The organism is Cyanobium sp. HWJ4-Hawea (assembly GCF_024345815.1).
GTDB lineage: Bacteria > Cyanobacteriota > Cyanobacteriia > PCC-6307 > Cyanobiaceae > Cyanobium_A.
The window spans coordinates 21,458-42,444 of record NZ_JAGQBV010000017.1; the positions used below are offsets into that span (position 1 = coordinate 21,458).

The window sequence follows — 20,987 nt, forward strand, 5'->3', positions numbered from 1 at the left end:
CTGTGGAGGTTGGGCTACAAGTGGCCCATGGTTTACGGCTCGACGATCCCCCCACAGGAGCTTGAGCTCTGGATGGCACGCCTACTGCGCTACGGCGCCAGGGTGGGCCAGCAGGGCGAAATCCCAGTGGCAGCAGTTGTTCTTGATGGCCAGGGCCGCTCCATGGGCTGGGGCAGCAACCGCAGACACCTCCACAACGACCCGTTGGGCCATGCCGAGCTAGCGGCCCTAGGCCAGGCGGCCCGACTGCGGGGTGAATGGCGCTTCAACGATTGCACCCTCCTTGTAACCCTCGAACCCTGTCCGATGTGCGCCGGAGCCCTGGTGCAGGCCCGCATGGGTCGGGTGATATTTGCAACAGCCGACCCCAAACGGGGCGCCCTAGGTGGCTGCCTAGACCTGGCCGGCCACCCCAGCGCCCACCACCAGATGGAGGTGGAGGGGGGCTTACTTGAGGAGAGGGCCAGGGATCAACTGGAGGCCTGGTTCAAACAGCGGCGGCAACAGGGGCGGAGCCCCGGAAGGCCGGCAACTCAGTCTCAATGAGGTTGAGGAGCCGATCCACATTGGCCCTTTGGCTGTTGTAGCCCATCAGCCCCACACGCCAAACCTTGCCGGCCAGGGCACCCAGGCCACCGCCCACCTCGATGCCGTGCTCGTTCAGCAGGTGCTGGGTGAAGGCCTTGCCATTGACCCCCTCAGGGATTCGCACGGTGGTGAGGGTGGGCAGGCGCAGGTGCTCTGGGGCATGCATGTCCAAGCCAAGGCCCTCCAGGCCCGCCCACAAATACTCCGCATTGCTGCGATGGCGGTTCCAGGAGGCCTCTAGGCCCTCCTCGGCCAGCAGGCGCAGGGCTTCGCGCATGCCGAAATTCATATTTACCGGTGCCGTGTGGTGATAGACCCGATCGCTACCCCAGTACTGGTTAAGCAGGGTCACATCCAGATACCAGTTGGGCACCTTCCCAGAGCGGCCCATCATCTTGGCCTCGGCCCTTGGTCCCATGCTGAAGGGGCCCAAACCAGGGGGGCAACTGAGGCCCTTCTGGCTGCAGCTGTAGGCCAGATCCACCTTCCAATCATCTAGGTAGAGAGGCACAGCCCCCAGGGAAGTGACCGTATCTAGGAGCAGCAGACAGTCGTATTTACGGCAAAGATCACCGATGCCATCCATCGGCTGGCAAATGCCAGTGGATGTTTCGGCATGGACGATTGCAAAAATTGCTGGGCGATGGGTTTCCAGGGCCTGTTCAATCTCTTCCAGGCTGAACGCCTGGCCCCAGGGGCGCTCAATCGTGACCACATCGGCCCGATAGCGGCCAGCCATGTCGGCTAGGCGCAGGCCGAAGTAACCCTTGATCGCCACAAGAACCTTGTCTCCCGGTTCGATCGTGTTGGCGAGGGTGGCCTCCATGGCCGCACTGCCGGTGCCGCTCATGGGAATGGTGAGGCGGTTGTCTGTCTGCCAGGTGTAGCGGAGCAGTTCCTGGACCTCCCCCATCAGCTCTACATAGAGGGGATCCAGGTGGCCGATGGGCATGCGGGCCATGGCCTGCAACACCGTGGGATGGGCATTCGATGGGCCCGGGCCCAGCAAAAGCCTTTCTGGCGTAGCGATCGGATCGAGCGTGCGGCGATGGGAATCGTTAATGGGTTGCTGCACGGAAATAGGAGCCAAAGACCGGTCGGAATGGATTGAAATCGAGATTAGTCAGCGGCTCTAGCGGGCGCGGACGTTTGTGGCAGCAAGGCCACGGCAGAGATGCTCGAAAGGGGCCCGCACTACTGAGCTGGCCTCCAGGCCCTCTTCTGAAAGCTTTTCGCAGACCACATCCGCCAGCAGGTAAATGCTGCGCACGGTTGGTCCCGTTGGCACACCCAGGCTCTTATAGGTGTCATCGAGGCCATTGAGGACCCGCTCGTTGAGGATCGTCGAATCGTCAGCGATCAGGGCGTAGCTGGCATAACGCAGGAAGTAGTCCATGTCCCGCAGGCAGGCCGAGAGTCGGCGGGTGGTGTAGGCATTCCCACCCGGCAGGATCAACTCAGGATCCTCCAGCCAAAGGCGCTGCGCAGCTTCCCGCACCAACTCCGTGGCCTCGCGGTTGATCAATTCGACGGCCGCCAGGCGCAGGGCCGACTCCGAGTAATAGGTGGAGATCCGATCGATCGCGTCTCGATCGAGGTAGCGGCCCAGCTGGTCGTAACGGCCAATCAAGCCGGTAATGGCATCGCGCATGGCGGGAGTGAATCGACGCAGCTGCGAGTTGAAACTAGCACCTACATTTCGCCAAAACCCAGGCCAGATAGGGGATTTGGGGAATCTGACAGAAACGGTTACGCAAGCACCAGCTGGAATTTTGTTACGACCGATACAAAATCGAGTTCGGTGGGTACTTACGTTCCCGTCAACGCCGCATCGGATCGGCTTTTCCCTTCCCTTTAGACATGGCCAAAACAGCCCAAGAGGTCCTGCGTCAAATCAAGGACGAGGGCATCGAACTCATCGACCTGAAATTTGTCGACCTACACGGCAAGTGGCAACACCTCACCGTCTGCAACGGCCTAATAGACGAAGAGTCGTTCACCGAGGGGGTGGCCTTTGATGGCTCCTCGATTCGGGGCTGGAAGGCCATCAACGAATCGGACATGGCAATGGTGCCCGATCCCAACACCGCCTGGATTGACCCCTTCTACAGCCACAAAACCCTCAGCCTGATCTGCTCCATTCAGGAGCCGCGCAGCGGCCAGCCCTATGGCCGTTGCCCCCGGGCCCTGGCCCAGAAGGCCCTCAATTACCTGGCCTCCACCGGCATGGCAGACACTGCCTTCTTCGGCCCGGAACCCGAATTTTTCATCTTCGACGACGTCCGCTACAAGAGTGCCAACGGCTCGAGTTTTTACAGCGTTGATTCGGTTGAGGCCCCCTGGAACACCGATCGGCTTGAGGAGGGCGGCAACCTTGCCAACAAAATCCAGCTCAAGGAGGGATATTTCCCGGTCTCGCCAAACGACACTCTCCAGGACATGCGCAGCGAAATGCTGCTGACCATGGCTTCCCTGGGTGTCCCAGTTGAAAAGCAGCACCACGAGGTGGCAACTGCCCAACACGAGCTCGGGATCAAGTTTGCGGAGCTGATTAGCGCCGCCGACAACGTTATGATTTACAAGTACGTGGTGCGCAACATTGCCAAGAAGTACGGCAAGACAGCCACCTTCATGCCCAAGCCGATCTTCGGAGACAACGGCAGTGGCATGCACGTGCACCAGAGCCTATGGAAGGGTGGAAATCCCCTTTTCTTTGGCGAAGGCACCTACGCCAATCTTTCTCAGACCGCCCGGTGGTACATCGGTGGCCTGCTGAAGCACGCCCCCAGCTTCCTGGCCTTCACTAACCCCACCACCAACAGCTACAAGCGGCTTGTGCCGGGCTTCGAAGCCCCCGTAAACCTGGTTTATTCCCAGGGCAACCGCTCAGCTGCGGTTCGCATTCCGCTCACCGGCCCAAGCCCCAAGGCCAAGCGCCTTGAATTCCGCTCCGGTGATGCCCTCTCCAACCCCTACATCGGCTTCTCGGCGATGTTGATGGCGGGAATCGATGGCATCAAAAACCAGATCGACCCGGGCGATGGCACCGACGTGGACCTATTCGAACTCTCGGCTGAGGAGCTGGCAAAAATCTCGACCGTGCCCTCCTCCCTCAACGGGGCCCTGGAAGCCCTAAAGGCTGACAAGGATTACCTACTAGCTGGTGGTGTCTTCTCGGAAGACTTCATCGACAACTGGATTGCCCTGAAATACGAGGAGGTGCAGCAGCTGCGCCAGCGGCCCCATCCCCACGAGTACACGATGTACTACGACGCCTGATCAAGCCAGCCAATTCAGCTAGTTGGTTCCAGCCCCGGCGATCCCGGGGCTTTTTTGTTGGAATGGGTGCACAGCAAACAGCTCCGCAAGACGACGCCATGCCCGATCAGCTCACCAAGCTGGCTTACCAAACCATGCAGCAGGGCAAGAGCTTGCTGGGTTTGGCCCATAAGGAGGTGAGCACAAAGTTGATGGGGGTGCTTGCCCCCGAGGGCACTCCCAAAACGGTTCCGGCGCCCCCGGAGCTGATGGGCAGGCTCAAGGCTTCGATGGAAACGCTGCAGGAGCGTGATTGGCAGGAGGCTGAGCAGGGCCTCTATCCGACCTCCCTGCTATTTGCTGCACCATGGCTGGATTGGGCCAGTCGCTACCCCCTGATCTGGCTGGACATGCCCAGCACCTGGAATCGCCGCAAGGAGCGAAATGTGCGTGACCTGCCAGATGATGTGGACCAGGGCGATTTTCCCGACTACTACCTACAAAATTTCCACCACCAAACCGACGGCTACCTGAGCGACCACTCGGCAGCCCTATACGACCTCCAAGTCGAAATTCTTTTCAACGGCACCGCCGATCCGATGCGGCGCCGGGTAATCGCCCCCCTGCTGCGGGGTCTCAAGGCCTTTGCTGATCGACCGGCCGGCCAGATTCGGGTCCTTGACGTGGCTACGGGTACCGGCCGCACCCTGAGGCAATTGAGGGGGGCCCTGCCCAAGGCCCAAATGGTCGGGCTGGATCTTTCAAGCGCCTATCTGAGGCAGGCCAACCGTTGGCTGAGCGAATTGCCCGGTGAACTACCCCAGCTTGTGCAGGGCAATGGCGAGGCCATGCCCTTCGCCGACGGCTCCTATCAGGCCATTACCTGCGTATTTCTGTTCCACGAACTACCGGGCGAAGCCCGCCAAAACGTCCTCAACGACTGCTTCCGGCTGCTGGAGCCGGGGGGAGTGCTGGTATTGGCCGATTCCGTCCAGCTGGCCGATTCGCCCCAATTCAGCACGGTGATGGAAAACTTCAGGCGTGTCTTCCATGAGCCCTACTACCGCGACTACATCAGCGACCCGATTGACGATCGCCTCAAGCAGGCCGGATTCGAGGCTGTGGCGGGGGAATCCCACTTCATGACCCGCATCTGGACTGCCCGCAAACCGTCAAATTGAAGACCTAGCGATTCAGCAAAAGGGCAACTAGGAAGCCGCCCGTGCCCCAGCGCAGCGAACGCCAGAACAAGGTCTCACCCTGGTTCGGGGGCACCAGTTCGGGCGGTAAGGGATCCAAAAGCCGTTGGGCCATGGCCAGTCTTTGGCGATGGCGGCGTTGGTAGGAGCCACTGCAGTTCTTTGCCAGGGCCGCCTGGGTCAGGAGCCCATCTAGGAGGTGGAAAAGCCGCACTGGTTGGCGCACAGGCTGGCGCAGCGAATGCCTTACGGGTCTGACCATGCCAACGCAATCGATCTACGGCCAGGATGGGGCCTGCCGAGTAGCTCCGTCTAGTGGCCCAAAGCCGACCCCATGCCTGCTGGCCCGAGGGCAGCCGCGAATTGGCCGAACAGTTGCAGCGCCAATTGGTAATCGGCGAGCGTGACTGGCACGCCCTCAAACACCAGCGCCCCCGCCGGGGGGCTGAGCAACTGGCTGCCGCCCTTGTACTGCTGCTGCATGGCGATGAACCTGGCCACAGCCGGCCCACCGAGGCCCGTGAGCGCGCCATTGCCTTGACCGAGCATGCCCTGCAATGGCTTAGGGCGGAGGTTAGTGATCCCGGCTGCCCCAGCCACGGCCATTAGCAGGGCCGCTCGCGCCTTACGGCCAACTGCACCCTGTTGCCCTGACGACTCCAGCGCACATCGTCAAAACAGTGGTGAATCAGAAAGAGGCCCCGGCCATGGGAGGCATCTAGCTGCCCACAAAGATCGGCCCTGCGGCAATGGGGGGGGATGCCTGGCCCCTCGTCCTGGACCTGCCAAACCAACCAATTGGTGGTTTCTGTGCGGCGGATCCGGACGGATTTTTCAGGATCATTGCCATTGCCATGGCGCACTGCATTGACCAGGGCCTCATGTAATCCCAAATGCAACTGGGCCTGCAGGTTGGGGCAAGGCACAGGGTTCAGGAGCAGCTCCACAAGGGAGCCCAGCTGAAGGGTGGATGGAGTTGTGAAATTCAACCAACGCAGCACCGTCTGCTCCAGGCTCTGGAGAGATCAAAACCCTAGGTCTTGATCCGCTGTTGCAAGGCAGGTTGCTGAAGCAGGGCATCCATGAGCCGAACGCCCCGCAATTGGTTTACCAGGGGCATATGGCCCTCTGGGGCCCCAATTGACCAATCAAAACTGGCAGGATAGCGGGTCCAAATGCCCCCCTGCTTCCACCCAAGCTTGAGCCATAGGTCCTCCCAGCGGCCGTTACAGGCCCCCAGCAGACGCCCTTGAACGGAAAAACCAAATCGCTCCCTAGAGAAGCAAACCCAGAGACGATCAAGACTCTCTAGATCTGCCGCTCCCATGGCAGCGACCTCGCTGTAATAGACGTAGCCGCGCCTAACGGCTTCCCCACCAGCCAGCTCCCGCAGGATCGAGCTGGTCAGTCGGTCTGCCTCCTCCCACTCCTGCAAAACAAGGGCTTTTTGCAGGGGGGCGTAATCAATGCCCTGGGAGCTGGGGGTTGCCAGCCAGCCGGAGGGGTATTGGCCAAAAAACTGATCTCGTTCGTACCCTGGCTCGGCCACCAGCCACTGGATCAATAGACCTGCAGCCCAATCGTCGCCGGTGGCATCGAAATGATCGAGCTCGCCCGCCAGCAGCGGCTGCAGCTCAGGCAGCCTCTGCTCAAGCTGGGTAATCAGGGCACGCTTCTGGCGCTGGGAGGCTGCCCTAAAGGTGTCAAGCAGCGCTTCTGGGCTAGCTGTTGCCGTGACCTGGGGGCCAGAAAGCATGGGTACCGAAAGTGCTCGTGCCTCGTATGGCCCACTATGTCAGCAGAGATAGGGGCCCGTGATGGAAGCCGACTGCCCGCGGTTGTCGGTCGAAAGTTTCCTCCAGGAACCTGGGCCGATCATTGATGTGCGCAGCCCAGGAGAATTTGGCCAAGGCCACATTCCCGGGGCCCGCAACCTGGCGCTCTTCTCTGATGAGGAAAGGGCCCTGGTGGGCACCGCTTACAAGCAGCAGGGCCGAGCAGCGGCTGTGGGACTCGGGCTGGAGTTGGTGGGCCCGAAATTGGCCGAGCTCGGCAGAGCCCTTGCCGGCCATCAGTCTGACCCGGACCAAAGCCAGGAAGCCCTGCGGATCCACTGCTGGCGGGGTGGCATGCGGTCCGCCAGCATTGCCTGGCTGGCGGGGGTTGGGGACCAACCCTGCCTTTTGCTTGAGGGGGGTTACAAGGCCTATCGACAATGGGTTTTGGCGAGCTTGGAGCAACCCAGGCGACTGCTTTTGCTCAGTGGCCGGACTGGCACGGGCAAAACCGATCTATTGCTGGCCCTAAGGGACCAGGGCCAGCAGGTGTTGGACCTCGAGGGACTGGCGAACCACCGCGGTAGCAGCTTTGGCGGGCTGGGTCAGGCGCCCCAGCCAAGCAATGAGCACTTCGAAAACGAATTGGCCTCCGTGCTCGATGGCTGTCGAGATGACAGCTGGATCTGGGTTGAGGCGGAGAGCGCCCAGGTGGGGCGATGCCGCATCCCAACCCCCATCTGGCGCCAAATGCAACAGGCCCCAACCATTGAAATCCAGCGGCCCATGGTCGAACGATTGGAGCGGCTAGTGGCCGTTTACGGCCCCCACGACCGGGGCGAACTTGCGGAGGCAACCGAGCGCATTTCCAGGCGCCTGGGCCCCCAGCGAACGGCCATCGCCCTTGGGGCCATCGCCACGGGCAACCTGCAGGAAGCCTGTGGGCAGATGCTCGATTACTACGACCGCTGCTACGACCACGAACTGGCCCGCCGCCAGCAGCCGGCCCTGGCCAGCCTCGATCTGGCCGGTCTTGACGACCAAGAAGCTTCTAAACAACTACTGGCGCGGGCCCTTGTCGCAACCAGCCACCTTTAAGATCATTTTTTAATCCGGTTGCTATGGGCGCTGCCATTCAGTTCTTCCAAGGGGTGGATGAACCGGTCGTGCCCGACATCCGCATGACCCGCTCGCGGGACGGCCGCACGGGCCAAGCGATCTTTGTTTTTGAGCAGCCTGAGGCCCTAGCCCCAGAAGCGATGGGGGATATCGGCGGCATGTACATGCTCGATGAGGAGGGCCAGATGGTGACGAGGGAGGTCAACGCCCGGTTTGTCAACGGCAAGGCTGCGGCCCTAGAGGCCACCTATACCTGGAAGACAAGCGCAGATTTCGAGCGCTTCATGCGTTTTGCCCAGCGCTACGCCGAAAGTCACGATCTCGGCTTCGCCGGCAAGGAGGAAGAGGCCGAACAGGAAGGGCGCCAGGAGCCCGAAGGTGGCCAGGAGCCCGAAGGGGACTGATCCGTTGAAATTTGGCCAATGGCTAGGGATTCTTGCCTTGGTGGCAGCCGCCACCTTGCTCTGGAGCCTGCGCCAAAGCCTGATCATCCTGTTTGCCGCCGTAGTGGTGGCCATAGCCCTTTGCACCCTGGTCAATTGGGTGCGCCAAAGGCTGGGCTGTACCCGCCCAGTGGCCCTGGCCCTAGGCCTCGGAACGATTCTGCTGGCGGCGTTGCTAATTGCCACGGTGGTGATCCCTCCTTTTGTGGGGGAATTCAGCCAACTCCTGGCCAAGCTGCCTGATGCCGCAGCCACCCTGGCGCAACTACTGCGCACCGGCCTAAGCAATGTTGGTCAGATGATCTATGGCCAGGGAGATGGAAATCTCAGCTGGCTTAGGGACCGGTTCGGCAATGGAGAGCTTGGCAAAATCAATTTCGGCGGCCAGGACGCTGGCCGAACCAATTGGCTGGCCAGCCTGATGGGTCTCCTGGGCCTGGCAAGTGGCCTGGGTGGCGCCGTATTGCAAGGTCTGTTCGTGGCCGCGGTTGGCCTAATGGTCGCCATTCAGCCAACCCCCTATAGGGAGGTGGTTGTACTGCTGGCTCCATCCTTTTACCGACGCCGGCTGCGCCAGGTATTGATCCTCTGCGGTGATGCCCTCAGTGCCTGGATGGTGGGGGTCCTGATCAGCTCCCTTTGCGTGGGCACGCTGGCGGCCATTGGCCTAAGCCTGCTGGGGGTGAAGTTGGTGGCAGCCAATGCCGTGCTGGCCGGCCTGCTCAACATCATTCCCAACATCGGCCCCACCCTGAGCACGGTCTTCCCCATGGCCGTCGCCCTGCTAGACGCGCCCTGGAAGTCGTTGGCCGTGTTACTGCTTTACATAACCGTCCAAAACCTGGAGAGCTATGTAATTACCCCATCCGTGATGCACCACCAGTTGAGGTTGCTGCCGGGCCTAACCCTGGCTGCCCAACTGCTTTTCACCGTGATCTTTGGCCCCCTGGGCCTATTGCTAGCCCTACCGATGGCCGTATGCCTGCAGGTAATTGTGCGGGAGGTGCTAATTCGTGATGTGCTGGATCCCTGGAAAAGGATGCGCCCGACATGAACAACAGGGCTCTGCTTGGCCTGCTGGCGCTTGTGGTGCTGGGCCTGCTGGCCTGGGAACTGCGCTGGGTGTTGCTGGTGTTGTTTGGGGCCGTAGTACTGGCAGTGGCCCTGGATGTGCCAATCACCCTGTTGCGTCGAATCCTGCCCCTGAATCGCCCGGCCGCCCTGGTAAGCGTGATCGTGGCGATCGTGGTTGTTGGGGGCTGGCTGGGACAGCTGTTAATTCCTGAGCTGCTCGATCAGATCAACCAGCTCTCGATCCTGATCCCGGTGCTGTCTCAGCGAATAGTGACGATGGCAAGCCATGTGACCTGGCTGCCCTCCATAGAAAACCAGTTGCTTCAACCCGGACTACTGGAAAAACTACAGCCGGTGGGCAGCCAGCTGCTAGGCCTGGCGGGCGGGGCCGCAAACACAAGCATTCAGTTGCTATTGATGGTCTTACTTGCCCTGCTGTTGGCATTAGATCCTCGCAATCATCAAAACCTCCTAATTGCGATCACCCCAAAGCTCTGGAGATATAAGACCAAGGAAGTGCTTGGGGAGTGCCGCGTAGCCCTGGGTGGCTGGCTAGCCGGCATGACAATTTCGGCGGCAAGCGTTTTCCTACTTACCTGGGCAGGCCTGTCGCTTTTAAAGATACCCTTGGCCCTACTGAGTGCATTGGCCTGTGGTCTGCTCACCTTTGTGCCCACCATTGGCCCTACGGTGGCCACCTTGCTACCCCTTGCGGTGGCTCTGCTGGTATCACCAACAGCCCTGGTTCAGGTATTGATTCTAAGGCTGATCATTCAGAATGTTGAAGCATTCCTAATCACGCCAATCCTGCTAAGCCGCACGGTGAACCTGCTCCCCACAGTTGCCCTGATGGCCCAGTTGTGCCTAGGGGCCCTGCTGGGGCTGCCGGGGGTGCTGCTTGCCCTGCCGCTGGTAGTTGTTTTACAGGTGATATGCGAGGAAGTGATCGTCAAGGAGCTAATGGATCGCTGGGCTTGATCAACTAGCGATATCGACGTATTAACGACGGCATAAACACCAGCACAGCAATAGCCAAGGGATGGGTTGCAATCCCCGTTGCCAAGCTAGTAAATGTGAAGTGATCTAGTAGCAGCACCAACTCGACTCGTAAATCAAGAATTGCCAGAACCGCCAAAAAAAATGGCAGCCAGCGAAGTGGCTGATTCAATTGCGGGGCCTAGAAAGCACTGGCAAAAGTGTGGGGGCAACACCGATACTTGACCAACTACCCACGGCAATACCTATGGTCAGCGCCACCGCAAACCAGAAGAGACTAGCGCCGCCAAAAAATATCAAGCCCAGCAGGGGTAAAATGGTGGTCAGAGATGTGTACAAGGATCTGGTGAGGGTTGCATCAACAGCCACATCCACCTGTTCAACTAGCGGCAAATCGGCAAGGGTTGTGCGCTGTTCACGGATCCGGTCAAAAACCACAACTGTGTCAGTTACCGAATAGCCAGCAACCGTAATTAGGGAAACGGCAAAAAGGGAATCCACTTCCACACCGGCTAATAAGCCAAGCCAGGCAAAGGCTCCACAGGTAAGCAAAACATCGTGGCCAAGGGTGAAAAGGGCCAGGAAGGCAAAGACACCGTTGTAGCGAAAAGTGATATAAACGGCGATGGCGGCAAAGCTCACCAAAAGGGAAAGAACGCTGCCCTGCAGTAATTGTTGGCCAAGGGTTGGCCCGATCGTGTCCACAGAAATGCCATTTGGATCAAGGGGACCCACAATTTTTGGCATCTGCTGCACCAGGGCTGCCGTCTGGATGGGGCCCAGGTCCTGGAGCCTCATGACTAGGGAGTGGCCCTGATCAAGTACCTGAACCACCGCATTGGCCAGGTTTGGGGCCGGCTGGCCGTCCTGGGCGGGCAGGCTCAACTGGGCAAGGGCCGCCTGGATCTCAGGGGCACTGATCCCAGAGCAGGCTTGCTGGTCACAGACCCGTTCCAGCTGGATCTGGGTGCCGCCGGTGAAATCAAGGCCAGGCTTGAGGGGCGCCTGAATAGATGGGTTTAACCAGCAGAGGACCAGGCCGACCACACTCAAAATGGCGGCCACACCGGAACCCCACCAGGCCGTATGCCGGTGGCGACTGATCCGAAAACGGGGCTGAGAAGGGGTGGAAGCTGAAGAAATCATCCGGCTGCTTTGACGGGCAATTGGTTGGCGGGTAGGAAATAGTTGGGCTGGCGCAAAGCGCCGTAGCTGAGCAACAGTCGCAGGATCGTGCGGGTGCAGGTGAGGGCGGTGAACAGGCTCAGCAGCAGACCGATTGCCAGGGTTACGGCAAAGCCCTTAACCAGGCCAGTGCCCAGGGCAAATAGGGCCACGCAGCTGATAAGGCCCGTCACATGGCCATCAATGATCGAAGAGAAGGCCAGGGAAAAGCCGGTGTCCATTGAGCGAATCAGGGTGTTGCCCGAGCGCAATTCCTCCTTGACCCGCTCAAAGATCAAGACATTCGCATCCACTGCCATGCCGATTGAGAGGATGAATCCCGCGATCCCCGGCAGGGTGAGGGTGACTGGAATCAGTGAGTAGATGGCCAGGTTGAACAGGGCGTAGAGGCTCAAGGCGATCACTGCCACCACCCCAGGCAGGCGGTAAACAACCACCATGAACAGGGCCACTAGGGCCAAGCCAGAAAGGGCCGCCACCAGGCTGCGGCGCACGTTTTCAGTGCCCAGGGTTGCCCCAATGGTGCGCTGTTCGATCACCCGCACCGGTAGGGGCAAGGAGCCACCCTTGAGCTGAACCTCCAGATCCCGGGCCTCCTCTGAGCTGAAATTGCCCGTAATGCTGGCGGCACCTCCCGTAATTCCTGCCACCTGGAATTGGGGCCCCACGCTGGCCTCACTGATTGAGCGTCCATCCAAAACGATCCCGAGCAAACGGTTGCTACCGGCAATCGACTTAGTTAGTTCTGCGAACTTTTCGCCGCCCTCACGGTTGAAAGTCAGGGTCACATCCCAGCCGTTGCCAGTTTGCTGCTGCTGCCGGCCCGCACCCACCAAATCCTTGCCGGTGAGCTGGGAGGGCTCATAGAGGCCAACGATCTTGGTGTTAACCGTTGCCAGCAACAGCTCCAGTTGATCGGTTTCACTGCTGCCTGGGGGCACAGCAATGCCCAGGGCCTTGAGAGCGTCCGCCAGTTCCTCTGCCTTGATTTTCGTGTCGGGCGATGGATCTTCACTGGCCGCCTTGATCCTGGCAGCAGTGGCCTGGCGCTTGAGTTTCAACAGGCCCTGCATTTCCGCATCGGTGCCAGCTTTTTGGGCCCGAAATTCAAGCAGCGCTGTGGTGCCAAGCACCTTGGCTGCCCTACTGGGATCCTGTTCACCGGGCAGTTGCAGGATCAGCTGGTCATTGCCAACGGTTTGCAGGGTTGATTCGGATACCCCGAGGCCATTAATGCGCCGATCCAAAACCTCCTTTACTGATTCCAGCTGTTCCTTTTCCACCTTCTTGATCGCCCCACTGGGGAGCACCTGGAGGGTGAGCTGGCTTCCGCCTTGGAGATCCAGGCCCAAGGGCGGCGGCACATTTAGGACCAGGGCTCCTGCCGCAATCGCCAGGGCCAAAATCAGGGCAAACCACCCCTGCTGACGTGCCATCTCAGATCTGGCCTGTGTGGAGTGCCTTGGCAGCTTCCACGATTTGGTGGGGCTGAATGATCGTCAGGTTCTCCAGGGTGCCGTTGTAAGGGGTGGGGATGTCTTGGGAAGAGAGCCGGATCGGGCGGGCGTCTAGGTCGTCGAAACAATGCTCAGTAATCAGGGCAATTAATTCGGCTCCAATGCCACCGGTCTTCATGCATTCCTCCACCACAATCACCTTGTGGGTCTTACGGATCGACCTGGCAACGGTCTCCATGTCGAAGGGCTTGAGGCTGATCAAATCGATCAGCTCCACATCCACACCCTCCTGCTCCAGCTGCTGCACTGCCTTTAAACAGTGATGGCGCATGCGCGAGTAGGTCAAAACCGTAACGTCCCTGCCCTCCCTGACCACCTCAGCCTGATCAAGGGCACAGATGTAATCACCTTCAGGGATTTCCTCCGAGAGGTTGTAGAGGAGCACGTGCTCAAAGAAGAGCACGGGGTTGTTGTCGCGAATCGCCGCCTTCATCAGGCCCTTGGCGTTGGTGGGCGTACTCACCGCCACAATCTTGATGCCCGGAACCGCGTGGAAATAGGCCTCTAGCCGCTGGCTGTGTTCCGCTCCTAGCTGGCGCCCCACACCCCCGGGGCCCCTCACCACGGTGGGGATGGTGTAGTTGCCGCCACTGGTGTAGCGGAGCATCCCCATGTTGTTGGAGATCTGGTTGAAGGCCAGGAGCAGGAAGCCCATGTTCATGCCCTCGACGATTGGGCGCAGGCCCGTCATCGCGGCACCTACCGCCATGCCAGTAAAGCCATTCTCGGCAATCGGGGTGTCGAGCACCCGCAGCTCGCCATATTTTTCGTAGAGGTCCTTGGTCACCTTGTAGGAGCCGCCGTATTGGCCGACGTCCTCTCCCATCACACATACGTGGGGATCGCGGGCCATTTCCTCGTCAATGGCGTCGCGCAGGGCGTTGAACAGCAGCGTCTCTGCCACGAGTTGGCTTGAACCGGTTGGGGTCAACCTATCTCAGACACTCACACCCCTTGCAAGCGAGGGGCTAGGCCGATTCTTCGGCCTTAATCGGCAACAGGCTGCGGATGAAGACTAAAAACAGGCCTAAGGCGATGAAGCCAAAACTGAAGGTGGCCAGAAAACACATGCCCACAGCCAGGGTTTTGATGGCAGTGGCAATGCTTTGGGCGAAGGCGGCCGCAAAAACCGGCGGATGCAGGGCGTAATGGGCCACAACCCGCTGGCTCAACCCCAGACAAAGCCAGCCCAGCAGAGCTGCCGTGATCGAGCCGGAAAGAAAACTGAGGGGCCCCTTGCGGGGCGGCCCAGCCTCCTGGGGGGCAGGTGGGTTTTGATCAGTATTCATATCTGCCATCAGATCAGGCTGACACCCACCGGGTTAAAAGAGCAGCACCAGGCCTCAAATCCTGCCGTCTCAAGGGCATTCGCCAAGAGGCCGTGGGCGGCCGTCGCCTGGCCCAGGTCAGCAAATAAGGCAAAACAACTCGGACCCGAACCGCTCATCGCCACAGTCAGGGGTGGGGAAAGCTGGGGGTTTGCTGTCTGGGAGTTATTAGATAGCTGGGCCAACAACGCCAGGGCACCGCGGACACTCTCCACCTCCGGCTCCACCAGTTGCTGCAAATCATTTCGCAGCCTGGGGGGGCAGCGCCCCTCGGCCAATTGGGCCAGTAGGGGGTTCTGGCGCAGGGCATCGCGGCGCTGGGCAAATTCCTGCTCCTCGCTCAGGTAAAAGTCGCCGCGCAGCTCCCTGCTGCGGCCGTAGGCCCAGGGGGTACTGACGTGGGCCTCGGGCTGCTTGATCAACAGCACGGCCAAGGTGCCTGCTGCAGCAGGCAGCACGGGCTCAAGCAATTCACCGCGGCCAAAACAGAGCTGGGTGCCGCCTGCCATGCAAAAGGGCATGTCTGAACCAAGTTCTGCGGCCATGGCCGTTAGCTCTGGAGCCTCAAATCCCAGGCCCCAGAGCCGATTCAGGCCGAGCAGGGCGGCCGCCCCATTGCTCGAGCCCCCGGCCAGGCCAGCACCGATCGGAATGCGTTTATCCAGCTGAATATGGGCGCCCAGTTCGGGGAAACCAGAGCGGGCCCTTAGCAACTCCCCCGCCCGCAAAACCAGGTTGCTGGCATCGGTGGGCAGGTCAGGGCGGCTGCACTCCAACTGGATCTGGCCGTCCGCCGTGGTTTTGAACCTGAGGGTGTCGGCCAAATCAATGGTCTGCATGACCATCGCCAACTCGTGGAAGCCATCGCTGCGCTGGCCCAACACCTCGAGATGGAGGTTGATTTTGGCGGGGGAAGAAACCGTCAGCTGGGCCATGGCGCCGCTCTATCCCAGGTCGGAAGTGCTGTGATTCAAGCCGGCCGCCAGGGCCACCCACTGGGAGGGGGTCAGCTCCTGGGGCCGTTGTTGCAGGCTGACACCAGCTTCAGCCACCAGGGCTTCCAGCCTGGCTTCTGGCTGAAGGCCCGCGAGGGTATTGCGCAGCATCTTGCGACGGGCCAGGAAGCAGCGCTTAAGCAGTTGTTCGACGGTGCGAGCTAGTGCTGGGGCCAGCCGTTGATCAGCCGGTAGGGGATCGATGGCAATCACCTCTGACATCACCTTGGGGGGTGGCTGAAAGCAGCGAGGCGGCACGGGGCAGATGCTCTGGCAATGGCCCAGCAATTGCATCCGCACACTTAGGGCTGAATAGTTGCTGCTGCCCGGCATGCAGCGAATTCGCTCCCCCACCTCCTGTTGGACCAGCAACACCAGCCGTTGGTAGGGCTGCTCTATGGGCCGATCCAATCGACCCACCAGCCGCTCCAGTAGGGGGCCTGTGATGTTGTACGGGATGTTGGCCACCACCTTGGTGGCCTCTGGCAGCGGCACCGCCAACACGTCGCCCTCCGTAAGGCTGAAGCGGGGCTCCCCCCCAAATCGCCCGCTCAGGCCGACCACGAGATCCCGGTCCAGCTCCACCGCCGCCACCGCAGCAGCCGGGGATTCCAGCAGTTTTTCCGTAAGGGCGCCCCGGCCAGGCCCCACCTCTAAAACCCTATCCCCAGCACCTAGCTGGGCAGCCGCCACAATCGCCCTCAGCACACCTTGATCAACCAACCAGTGCTGGCCGAAACGTTTACGGGCGCGGTGTGCGGCAAAGCCCATGGCTATTAACTCCTCGCCCCAGATTGCCTGGCGAAGTACCTAATGCCCCCAGCGGATCCAACGCACTGGCCTTCTTACCGGTGGAAGGGGCACCAGGGCCACCACCAGTTCCAGGGTGCTGTGTTGCCAGTGGGGATGCTCCGCCAGCCAGCAACTAAAGGCCCTCTCCAGGCGCTTGCGCTTGAGAACGTTGATGGCGGCCAAACCCCAGCCATCTCGGCCACTGCTGCTGCGACCCTTCACCTCCACCAAAAGCAACCGACCAGCCTTATGGAGCAGTAGGTCGATTTCCCCCCAGCGGCAGTGCCAGTTGCGATCGAGCATTTGCCAGCCGTTTTGACGCAGGAGCCCCAGGGCCCGCTGCTCGGCCCAACCACCGCCAATTTTTGGGGGCAAGGCCATCGGAAAATTGCCGCTAGCCCATGGTTCCCACCGGGAAGGTTCGTAGGCTGGGGTTTGTTGCACAGCCGCCATGGCCCGCCGCCACAGCCCTGTTTGGGGGCTGCTTTGTGCCCTATGCCTGCTTCTCTCAGGCGTTTTTGCCCAGCCCGCCTACGCGGCCATGGACGTGGCCAAGCAGGTATTAATTGGGGCCGATTTCAGCGGCCAGGAGCTGAGGGGAGCCACCTTCAATCTCACGAACCTGAGGGATGCAACCTTTGCCGGTTCTGACCTGCAGGGGGCAAGCCTCTTTGGCGCGAAATTACAGGATGCGGACCTAAGCAACACAAACCTGAAGGAGGCCACCCTCGATTCAGCGATCTTCGATGGCACCAACCTCACCAATGCCGTGCTCGAAGACGCCTTTGCGTTCAACACCAAATTCAAGAATGTAGTGATCGAGGGCGCCGATTTCACCAATGTGCCGCTGCGCGCCGATGCCCTGAAAACCCTGTGCGCCAGTGCCCATGGCAGCAATTCAGTGACAGGTCGCAGCACCCGCGACACCCTTGGGTGTAGTTGAGCGGAGTGTGCCATGAGCTTTGACGCCCACAGCCTGGAGCGGCTTAAGGAGCTGGGCCGCAGCCTGCCTAAAGCCCTGCCTACACCTGTCCAAAACAGCGACATCCCCAGCCAGGCAGCTGCAGGCACTAGGGCCAGCGAGAGGCGCCATCGGGTCGAAACCGAAGAGGACCCGGATGCCCTTTTTCGCGAATTGATGCAGGTAAGCCCCGATGGAACGGTGCCCCCCCATCTGCTGGAAAGACTCAAAAAGGCCGAGGGGCAGCGGGCCACCGCAGTGGCTCCTCCCCAAGCAGCTCTCCCGAATAAAGCTGCTTCAGGGAAGTCCCCCACCAACACGGGGAAACCCAAGCGGGCCCCTGGCATGGGGGATGCCGAGCTGTATACCGTTTTTCAGCAATTGCTACTCGAAGACGATGACCTAGGAGAAAGCTCCTAGGTTGGTTTTTGACTAGTCAGTGTCCATGGCCATTCGCATCGGTATCAACGGTTTTGGTCGCATCGGCCGCCTCGCTTTTCGCCGGGCCTGCAGCCTGGGCGAAGTTGAGGTGGTGGGGATCAATGACCTGATCGATGTGGAGTACCTGGCCTACATGCTTTGCTACGACTCAACCCATGGCCGATTCCAGGGTGATGTACGCATAGAAAACGGCCAGCTGGTGGTCAACGGCAAGAGCATCCGCATTACGGCCGAGCGCGATCCCAACCAGCTCAAGTGGGGGGAGATTGGCGCCGATTACGTGCTGGAAAGCACCGGCTTTTTTCTAACTGATGAAAGTGCCCGTGCCCACATCAACGCCGGCGCCAAAAGGGTCGTAATGAGCGCCCCCTCCAAGGACGAAACGCCGATGTTTGTGATGGGGGTCAACCACAGCAGCTATGCAGGCCAAGACGTGGTCTCAAATGCCAGCTGCACCACCAACTGCCTGGCCCCGATGGCCAAGGTTCTCAACGACAGCTTCGGCATCGTCAACGGCCTGATGACCACGGTGCACGCCACCACAGCCACCCAGAAGGCCGTCGATAGCCCCTCGGCCAAGGACTGGCGCGGTGGCCGAGGTGCCGGCCAGAACATCATCCCCAGCTCCACCGGCGCCGCCAAGGCGGTTGGCCGGGTGATCCCTGAACTCAACGGCAAACTGACCGGGATGTCCTTCCGGGTGCCCACCCCCGACGTCTCGGTGGTGGATCTGACGGTGAACTTGGAGAGGCCGGCCAGCTACGAGCAGATCAAGGCCGCCATGCGGGCAGCGGCTGAGGGGCCCATGGCCGGCATCCTTGGCTACACCGAAGACGAAGTGGTCAGCAGCGATTTCCTCGGTGAGAGCTGCACCTCGGTTTTCGATGCCGGCGCCGGCCTTGCCCTCACCGACACCTTCGTGAAGGTGGTCGCCTGGTACGACAACGAATGGGGTTACAGCTGCAAGTGCCTTGACCTGATGCTCCACATGGCGACGGTTGTCTGAGACAGGTGTGGCACAGGTAAGGGTGTCGCTCCTTGCCCCGTGGGTCCAAAAGCCATCCTCACCTTCAGCAGCCAGGGTTCCCAGCCGCCCCTAAACCTGCTGCTCCCTGCTGGCCGGCCCCAGGATGTGGCTGCCTGGCTGGCAGCCACCATCGCCTGCGAAGGTCTGCTGCCAAGTGAGCTCAGGGGGCAGGCATGCGGTATCGACTGCAGTTATCAATACCGCCTGGAGCAGAAAGCCCACGGCATCAGCCTTGAGTGCTGGCGGCGCTACCCCAATTCAAGTAATTGGCAGCGCCGCTGTGGGCCAATGCAGCTCGAACAATTCATCCGCCGCTTTCAGCCAACCTGCGCCGCTCACCATGCATCCAGCTGATCCAATCGGCGGAAATCTGCTTGGGGCAAACCGCTTCACATTCGAGCTGGCTACTGCAACTTCCAAAACCTTCCTTCAACATCTGCCGCTGCATCGCTTCAGCCCTGGTCGCGCGCTCTGGTTGCCCCTGGGGAAGCTGGGCCAAGTGGGCCAGCTTGGCGGCCACAAACAGGCTGGCGGATGCGTTGCGGCAGCTTGCTACGCATGCACCACAGCCGATACAGGTGGCGGTTTCAAAGGCTGAACTGGCCTGCTGGCGGCCCACCAATAGGGCATTAGCATCTGGGGCACTGCCGGTATTTACCGAGCAAAAACCGCCTGCCTCGATCAGATGATCAAGGGCGCCTCGATCCACGGCCAAGTCTTGGATCAAGGGGAATGCCTTCGCCTGCCAAGGTGCAAGGGTGAGGGTGTCGCCGTCCTTGAAACGGCGCAGATAGAGCTGGCAAACGGTGGTAGCCGCCTGGGGACCATGGGCCTGACCATTGACCAGGAAGCCGCAGCTGCCGCAAATTCCCTCGCGGCAATCGTGCTCAAAAAGCACCGGCCGCTCACCCGACACAATTAATTGCTCATTGAGTAGGTCTAGAGCTTCGAGCAGGGAGAGATCTGCCGAGACCTGCTCCAGCCGATAGTTGACATAGCTGCCAGGCCGGTCAGCCCTTTCCTGGCGCCAAATCCGCAGGTTCAGGGAGAGCTGGTTAATCATCGGTAGTTGCGGGTGCTGGGCTGGAGCTGGCTGAAGGCGAGGGGCTCCTGGTGCCTGATTGGATCAGCGCCCTGCCGATATTCCCAGGCCGCAATGTGGGCAAAGTTTTTGTCGTCGCGGACGGCCTCACCTTCCGGGCTCTGGTGCTCCTCCCGGAAGTGGGCCCCGCAGGATTCCTCCCGGGCCAGGGCATCCCGGAGCATCAACTGGGCCAGACCAAAGAAATCACTGAGCCGTAGGGCCTTCTCCAGCTCCGCATTGGGCTCCAGCGCCTCGCCTGGCACCCGAACTTCCCGCTGAAAACGCCCTTCCAAATCGGCCACTGCCACCAGAGCGGCCCGTAGGCCAGCGGCGCTGCGACTAATACCGCAGTGTTCCAGCATTAAATGCCCCAGCTCACGGTGGAAGCTGTCGACGGGCCTATCGCCAGCCACGGCCAGCAAACCATTTATACGCAGCCCAGCCCTGTCCATCGCCTCCCGGCAGGCCTCCTGGAGCGGGGAATCCCCCTGGCCCAGGGCACCGGCCTCGGCCAGCCAGGCCGTGACGGTGGCTGGCGCAATGAAGTAGCCATCGGCCAAACCCTGCATTAGGGCACTGGCTCCAAGCCGATTGGCGCCATGCTCCGAAAAATTGGCCTCACCGAGCACAAACAACCCCGGAATCGAGCTCATTAGGTGATAGTCCACCCACAGGCCTCCCATCGTGTAATGGGGTGCGGGATATATCCGCATCGGTGATCGCATCGGATCGTCACCTGTGATCCGCTGATACATCTCAAATAGGTTGCCGTAACGCGCCCCAATCACCCCTGAACCCTGGCTTTGGATGGCGTCGTTAAAATCTAGATACACGGATCGGCCACCGGGACCCACCCCACGGCCGCCATTGCAGAGCTCCCTGGCCCGTCTCGAGGCCACATCCCGGGGCACCATGTTGCCGTAGCTGGGGTATTGACGCTCTAGGAAGTAGTCCCTTTCTGCCTCGGGAATCTGGTCGGCCTGGCGGCAATCTCCAGGGGTGAGCGGCAACCAGACCCGGCCATCGTTGCGCAGGCTTTCACTCATCAAGGTGAGCTTGCTTTGGTAGGCATCCCCGCTGGGAATGCAGGTGGGATGGATTTGGGTAAAACAGGGATTGGCAAACAATGCCCCCTGCTGGTGGGCGCGCCAGATCGCACTGGCATTGGACTTCAGGGCATTGGTTGAGAGGTAATAGACGTTTGT

The 20,987-nt window shown here is 60.5% G+C and carries 26 protein-coding genes; 12 read left to right on the plus strand and 14 right to left on the minus strand.

Going from position 1 to position 20,987, the window contains the following annotated elements; genetic code table 11:
• The first annotated feature begins 27 nt into the window (after positions 1 to 27).
• On the plus strand, positions 28 to 546 hold the full coding sequence (locus KBY58_RS05540; RefSeq protein ID WP_255003349.1) for a nucleoside deaminase: 519 nt from the start codon (positions 28 to 30) through the stop codon (positions 544 to 546).
• Here KBY58_RS05540 and KBY58_RS05545 read toward each other — a convergent pair.
• Together KBY58_RS05545 and KBY58_RS05550 are read right to left on the minus strand one after the other, a co-directional pair.
• The gene (locus KBY58_RS05545) at positions 488 to 1,669 is read right to left on the minus strand and encodes a pyridoxal-phosphate-dependent aminotransferase family protein (protein ID WP_255003376.1); all 1,182 of its coding nucleotides are present in this window, start codon (positions 1,667 to 1,669) and stop codon (positions 488 to 490) included. The two genes, KBY58_RS05540 and KBY58_RS05545, sit on opposite strands and share 59 nt — an antisense overlap.
• Before the next feature lie 51 nt (positions 1,670 to 1,720).
• Positions 1,721 to 2,239, minus strand: coding sequence for an allophycocyanin subunit beta (locus tag KBY58_RS05550; RefSeq protein ID WP_255003350.1), 519 nt, complete (start codon positions 2,237 to 2,239; stop codon positions 1,721 to 1,723).
• 209 nt (positions 2,240 to 2,448) lie between these two features.
• On the opposite strand from KBY58_RS05550, the gene glnA reads away from it, so the two are divergent.
• A complete protein-coding gene (glnA, locus tag KBY58_RS05555) occupies positions 2,449 to 3,867 on the plus strand; it encodes a type I glutamate--ammonia ligase (protein ID WP_255003351.1) in 1,419 nt (472 codons plus the stop codon).
• Between the two features lie 62 nt (positions 3,868 to 3,929).
• Positions 3,930 to 5,027 carry a class I SAM-dependent methyltransferase gene (locus tag KBY58_RS05560; protein WP_255003352.1) on the plus strand — a complete coding sequence of 366 codons (1,098 nt, stop codon included), beginning with the start codon at positions 3,930 to 3,932 and terminating at the stop codon, positions 5,025 to 5,027.
• 4 nt (positions 5,028 to 5,031) lie between these two features.
• Here KBY58_RS05560 and KBY58_RS05565 read toward each other — a convergent pair whose 3' ends face one another.
• The gene (locus KBY58_RS05565; RefSeq protein ID WP_255003353.1) at positions 5,032 to 5,307 is read right to left on the minus strand and encodes a hypothetical protein; all 276 of its coding nucleotides are present in this window, start codon (positions 5,305 to 5,307) and stop codon (positions 5,032 to 5,034) included.
• Between the two features lie 53 nt (positions 5,308 to 5,360).
• Here KBY58_RS05565 and KBY58_RS05570 point away from each other — a divergent pair, with 53 nt between their 5' ends.
• Positions 5,361 to 5,654, plus strand: a complete 294-nt coding sequence (locus KBY58_RS05570) for a DUF6439 family protein (protein ID WP_254933337.1) — start codon at positions 5,361 to 5,363, stop codon at positions 5,652 to 5,654.
• On the opposite strand, the gene KBY58_RS05575 is transcribed toward KBY58_RS05570, so the two are convergent.
• On the minus strand, positions 5,651 to 6,034 hold the full coding sequence (locus KBY58_RS05575; protein ID WP_315858034.1) for an ATP-binding protein: 384 nt from the start codon (positions 6,032 to 6,034) through the stop codon (positions 5,651 to 5,653). The two genes, KBY58_RS05570 and KBY58_RS05575, sit on opposite strands and share 4 nt — an antisense overlap.
• 44 nt (positions 6,035 to 6,078) lie before the next feature.
• Positions 6,079 to 6,801, minus strand: coding sequence for a GUN4 domain-containing protein (locus tag KBY58_RS05580; protein ID WP_255003354.1), 723 nt, complete (start codon positions 6,799 to 6,801; stop codon positions 6,079 to 6,081).
• A 61-nt stretch (positions 6,802 to 6,862) separates the two neighbouring features.
• On the opposite strand from KBY58_RS05580, the gene mnmH reads away from it, so the two are divergent.
• From mnmH to KBY58_RS05600, 4 genes are read left to right on the plus strand one after another with little or no spacing between them, the layout of a single operon-like run.
• Positions 6,863 to 7,918: a tRNA 2-selenouridine(34) synthase MnmH gene (mnmH, locus tag KBY58_RS05585; protein WP_255003355.1), complete on the plus strand. Its 1,056-nt coding sequence runs from the start codon at positions 6,863 to 6,865 to the stop codon at positions 7,916 to 7,918.
• Between the two features lie 23 nt (positions 7,919 to 7,941).
• Entirely contained in the window at positions 7,942 to 8,343 is a 402-nt protein-coding gene (gene psb28 / locus KBY58_RS05590; RefSeq protein ID WP_255003356.1) for a photosystem II reaction center protein Psb28, read from the plus strand.
• Positions 8,344 to 8,347: 4 nt separating this feature from the next.
• On the plus strand, positions 8,348 to 9,436 hold the full coding sequence (locus tag KBY58_RS05595; protein ID WP_255003357.1) for an AI-2E family transporter: 1,089 nt from the start codon (positions 8,348 to 8,350) through the stop codon (positions 9,434 to 9,436).
• Positions 9,433 to 10,434 carry an AI-2E family transporter gene (locus tag KBY58_RS05600; RefSeq protein WP_255003358.1) on the plus strand — a complete coding sequence of 334 codons (1,002 nt, stop codon included), beginning with the start codon at positions 9,433 to 9,435 and terminating at the stop codon, positions 10,432 to 10,434. The genes KBY58_RS05595 and KBY58_RS05600 overlap by 4 nt, the downstream gene beginning before the upstream one ends.
• 186 nt (positions 10,435 to 10,620) lie before the next feature.
• Here the strand turns inward: KBY58_RS05600 and secF are convergent, their stop codons facing one another.
• The 7 genes from secF to KBY58_RS05635 form a co-directional block, all read right to left on the minus strand.
• On the minus strand, positions 10,621 to 11,598 hold the full coding sequence (gene secF / locus KBY58_RS05605) for a protein translocase subunit SecF (RefSeq protein ID WP_255003359.1): 978 nt from the start codon (positions 11,596 to 11,598) through the stop codon (positions 10,621 to 10,623).
• Complete coding sequence (gene secD / locus KBY58_RS05610; protein ID WP_255003361.1) at positions 11,595 to 13,073, minus strand: protein translocase subunit SecD; 1,479 nt, start codon at positions 13,071 to 13,073, stop codon at positions 11,595 to 11,597. Before secD ends, secF begins: the two co-directional genes overlap by 4 nt.
• Position 13,074: 1 nt before the next feature.
• Complete coding sequence (locus KBY58_RS05615) at positions 13,075 to 14,058, minus strand: pyruvate dehydrogenase complex E1 component subunit beta (protein ID WP_255003362.1); 984 nt, start codon at positions 14,056 to 14,058, stop codon at positions 13,075 to 13,077.
• Between the two features lie 64 nt (positions 14,059 to 14,122).
• Entirely contained in the window at positions 14,123 to 14,452 is a 330-nt protein-coding gene (locus tag KBY58_RS05620) for a DUF3082 domain-containing protein (RefSeq protein ID WP_255003363.1), read from the minus strand.
• Positions 14,452 to 15,417 carry a 4-(cytidine 5'-diphospho)-2-C-methyl-D-erythritol kinase gene (gene ispE / locus KBY58_RS05625; RefSeq protein ID WP_255003364.1) on the minus strand — a complete coding sequence of 322 codons (966 nt, stop codon included), beginning with the start codon at positions 15,415 to 15,417 and terminating at the stop codon, positions 14,452 to 14,454. The genes KBY58_RS05620 and ispE overlap by 1 nt, the downstream gene beginning before the upstream one ends.
• Before the next feature lie 9 nt (positions 15,418 to 15,426).
• A complete protein-coding gene (gene rsmA, locus KBY58_RS05630) occupies positions 15,427 to 16,248 on the minus strand; it encodes a 16S rRNA (adenine(1518)-N(6)/adenine(1519)-N(6))-dimethyltransferase RsmA (RefSeq protein WP_255003365.1) in 822 nt (273 codons plus the stop codon).
• A gap of 39 nt (positions 16,249 to 16,287) precedes the next feature.
• Positions 16,288 to 16,650 (minus strand): YraN family protein, encoded by a 363-nt coding sequence (locus KBY58_RS05635; RefSeq protein ID WP_254933350.1) that lies wholly within the window; start codon positions 16,648 to 16,650, stop codon positions 16,288 to 16,290.
• Between the two features lie 70 nt (positions 16,651 to 16,720).
• Here KBY58_RS05635 and KBY58_RS05640 point away from each other — a divergent pair, with 70 nt between their 5' ends.
• Genes KBY58_RS05640 through KBY58_RS05655 form a run of 4 tightly spaced genes read left to right on the plus strand, consistent with a single transcriptional unit; the run spans position 16,721 to position 19,052 of the window.
• Positions 16,721 to 17,212, plus strand: a complete 492-nt coding sequence (locus tag KBY58_RS05640; protein ID WP_255003366.1) for a pentapeptide repeat-containing protein — start codon at positions 16,721 to 16,723, stop codon at positions 17,210 to 17,212.
• A 12-nt stretch (positions 17,213 to 17,224) separates the two neighbouring features.
• Complete coding sequence (locus tag KBY58_RS05645; protein ID WP_255003367.1) at positions 17,225 to 17,650, plus strand: hypothetical protein; 426 nt, start codon at positions 17,225 to 17,227, stop codon at positions 17,648 to 17,650.
• Between the two features lie 25 nt (positions 17,651 to 17,675).
• Positions 17,676 to 18,677, plus strand: coding sequence for a type I glyceraldehyde-3-phosphate dehydrogenase (gene gap / locus KBY58_RS05650; RefSeq protein WP_255003368.1), 1,002 nt, complete (start codon positions 17,676 to 17,678; stop codon positions 18,675 to 18,677).
• A gap of 39 nt (positions 18,678 to 18,716) precedes the next feature.
• Positions 18,717 to 19,052 carry a hypothetical protein gene (locus KBY58_RS05655; protein WP_255003369.1) on the plus strand — a complete coding sequence of 112 codons (336 nt, stop codon included), beginning with the start codon at positions 18,717 to 18,719 and terminating at the stop codon, positions 19,050 to 19,052.
• Here the strand turns inward: KBY58_RS05655 and KBY58_RS05660 are convergent.
• Positions 19,003 to 19,761, minus strand: coding sequence for a succinate dehydrogenase/fumarate reductase iron-sulfur subunit (locus KBY58_RS05660; protein WP_255003370.1), 759 nt, complete (start codon positions 19,759 to 19,761; stop codon positions 19,003 to 19,005). The two genes, KBY58_RS05655 and KBY58_RS05660, sit on opposite strands and share 50 nt — an antisense overlap.
• On the minus strand, positions 19,758 to 20,987 hold a 1,230-nt coding region (gene sdhA, locus KBY58_RS05665; protein WP_255003371.1), incomplete at its 5' end, for a succinate dehydrogenase (quinone) flavoprotein subunit. The genes KBY58_RS05660 and sdhA, both read right to left, overlap by 4 nt.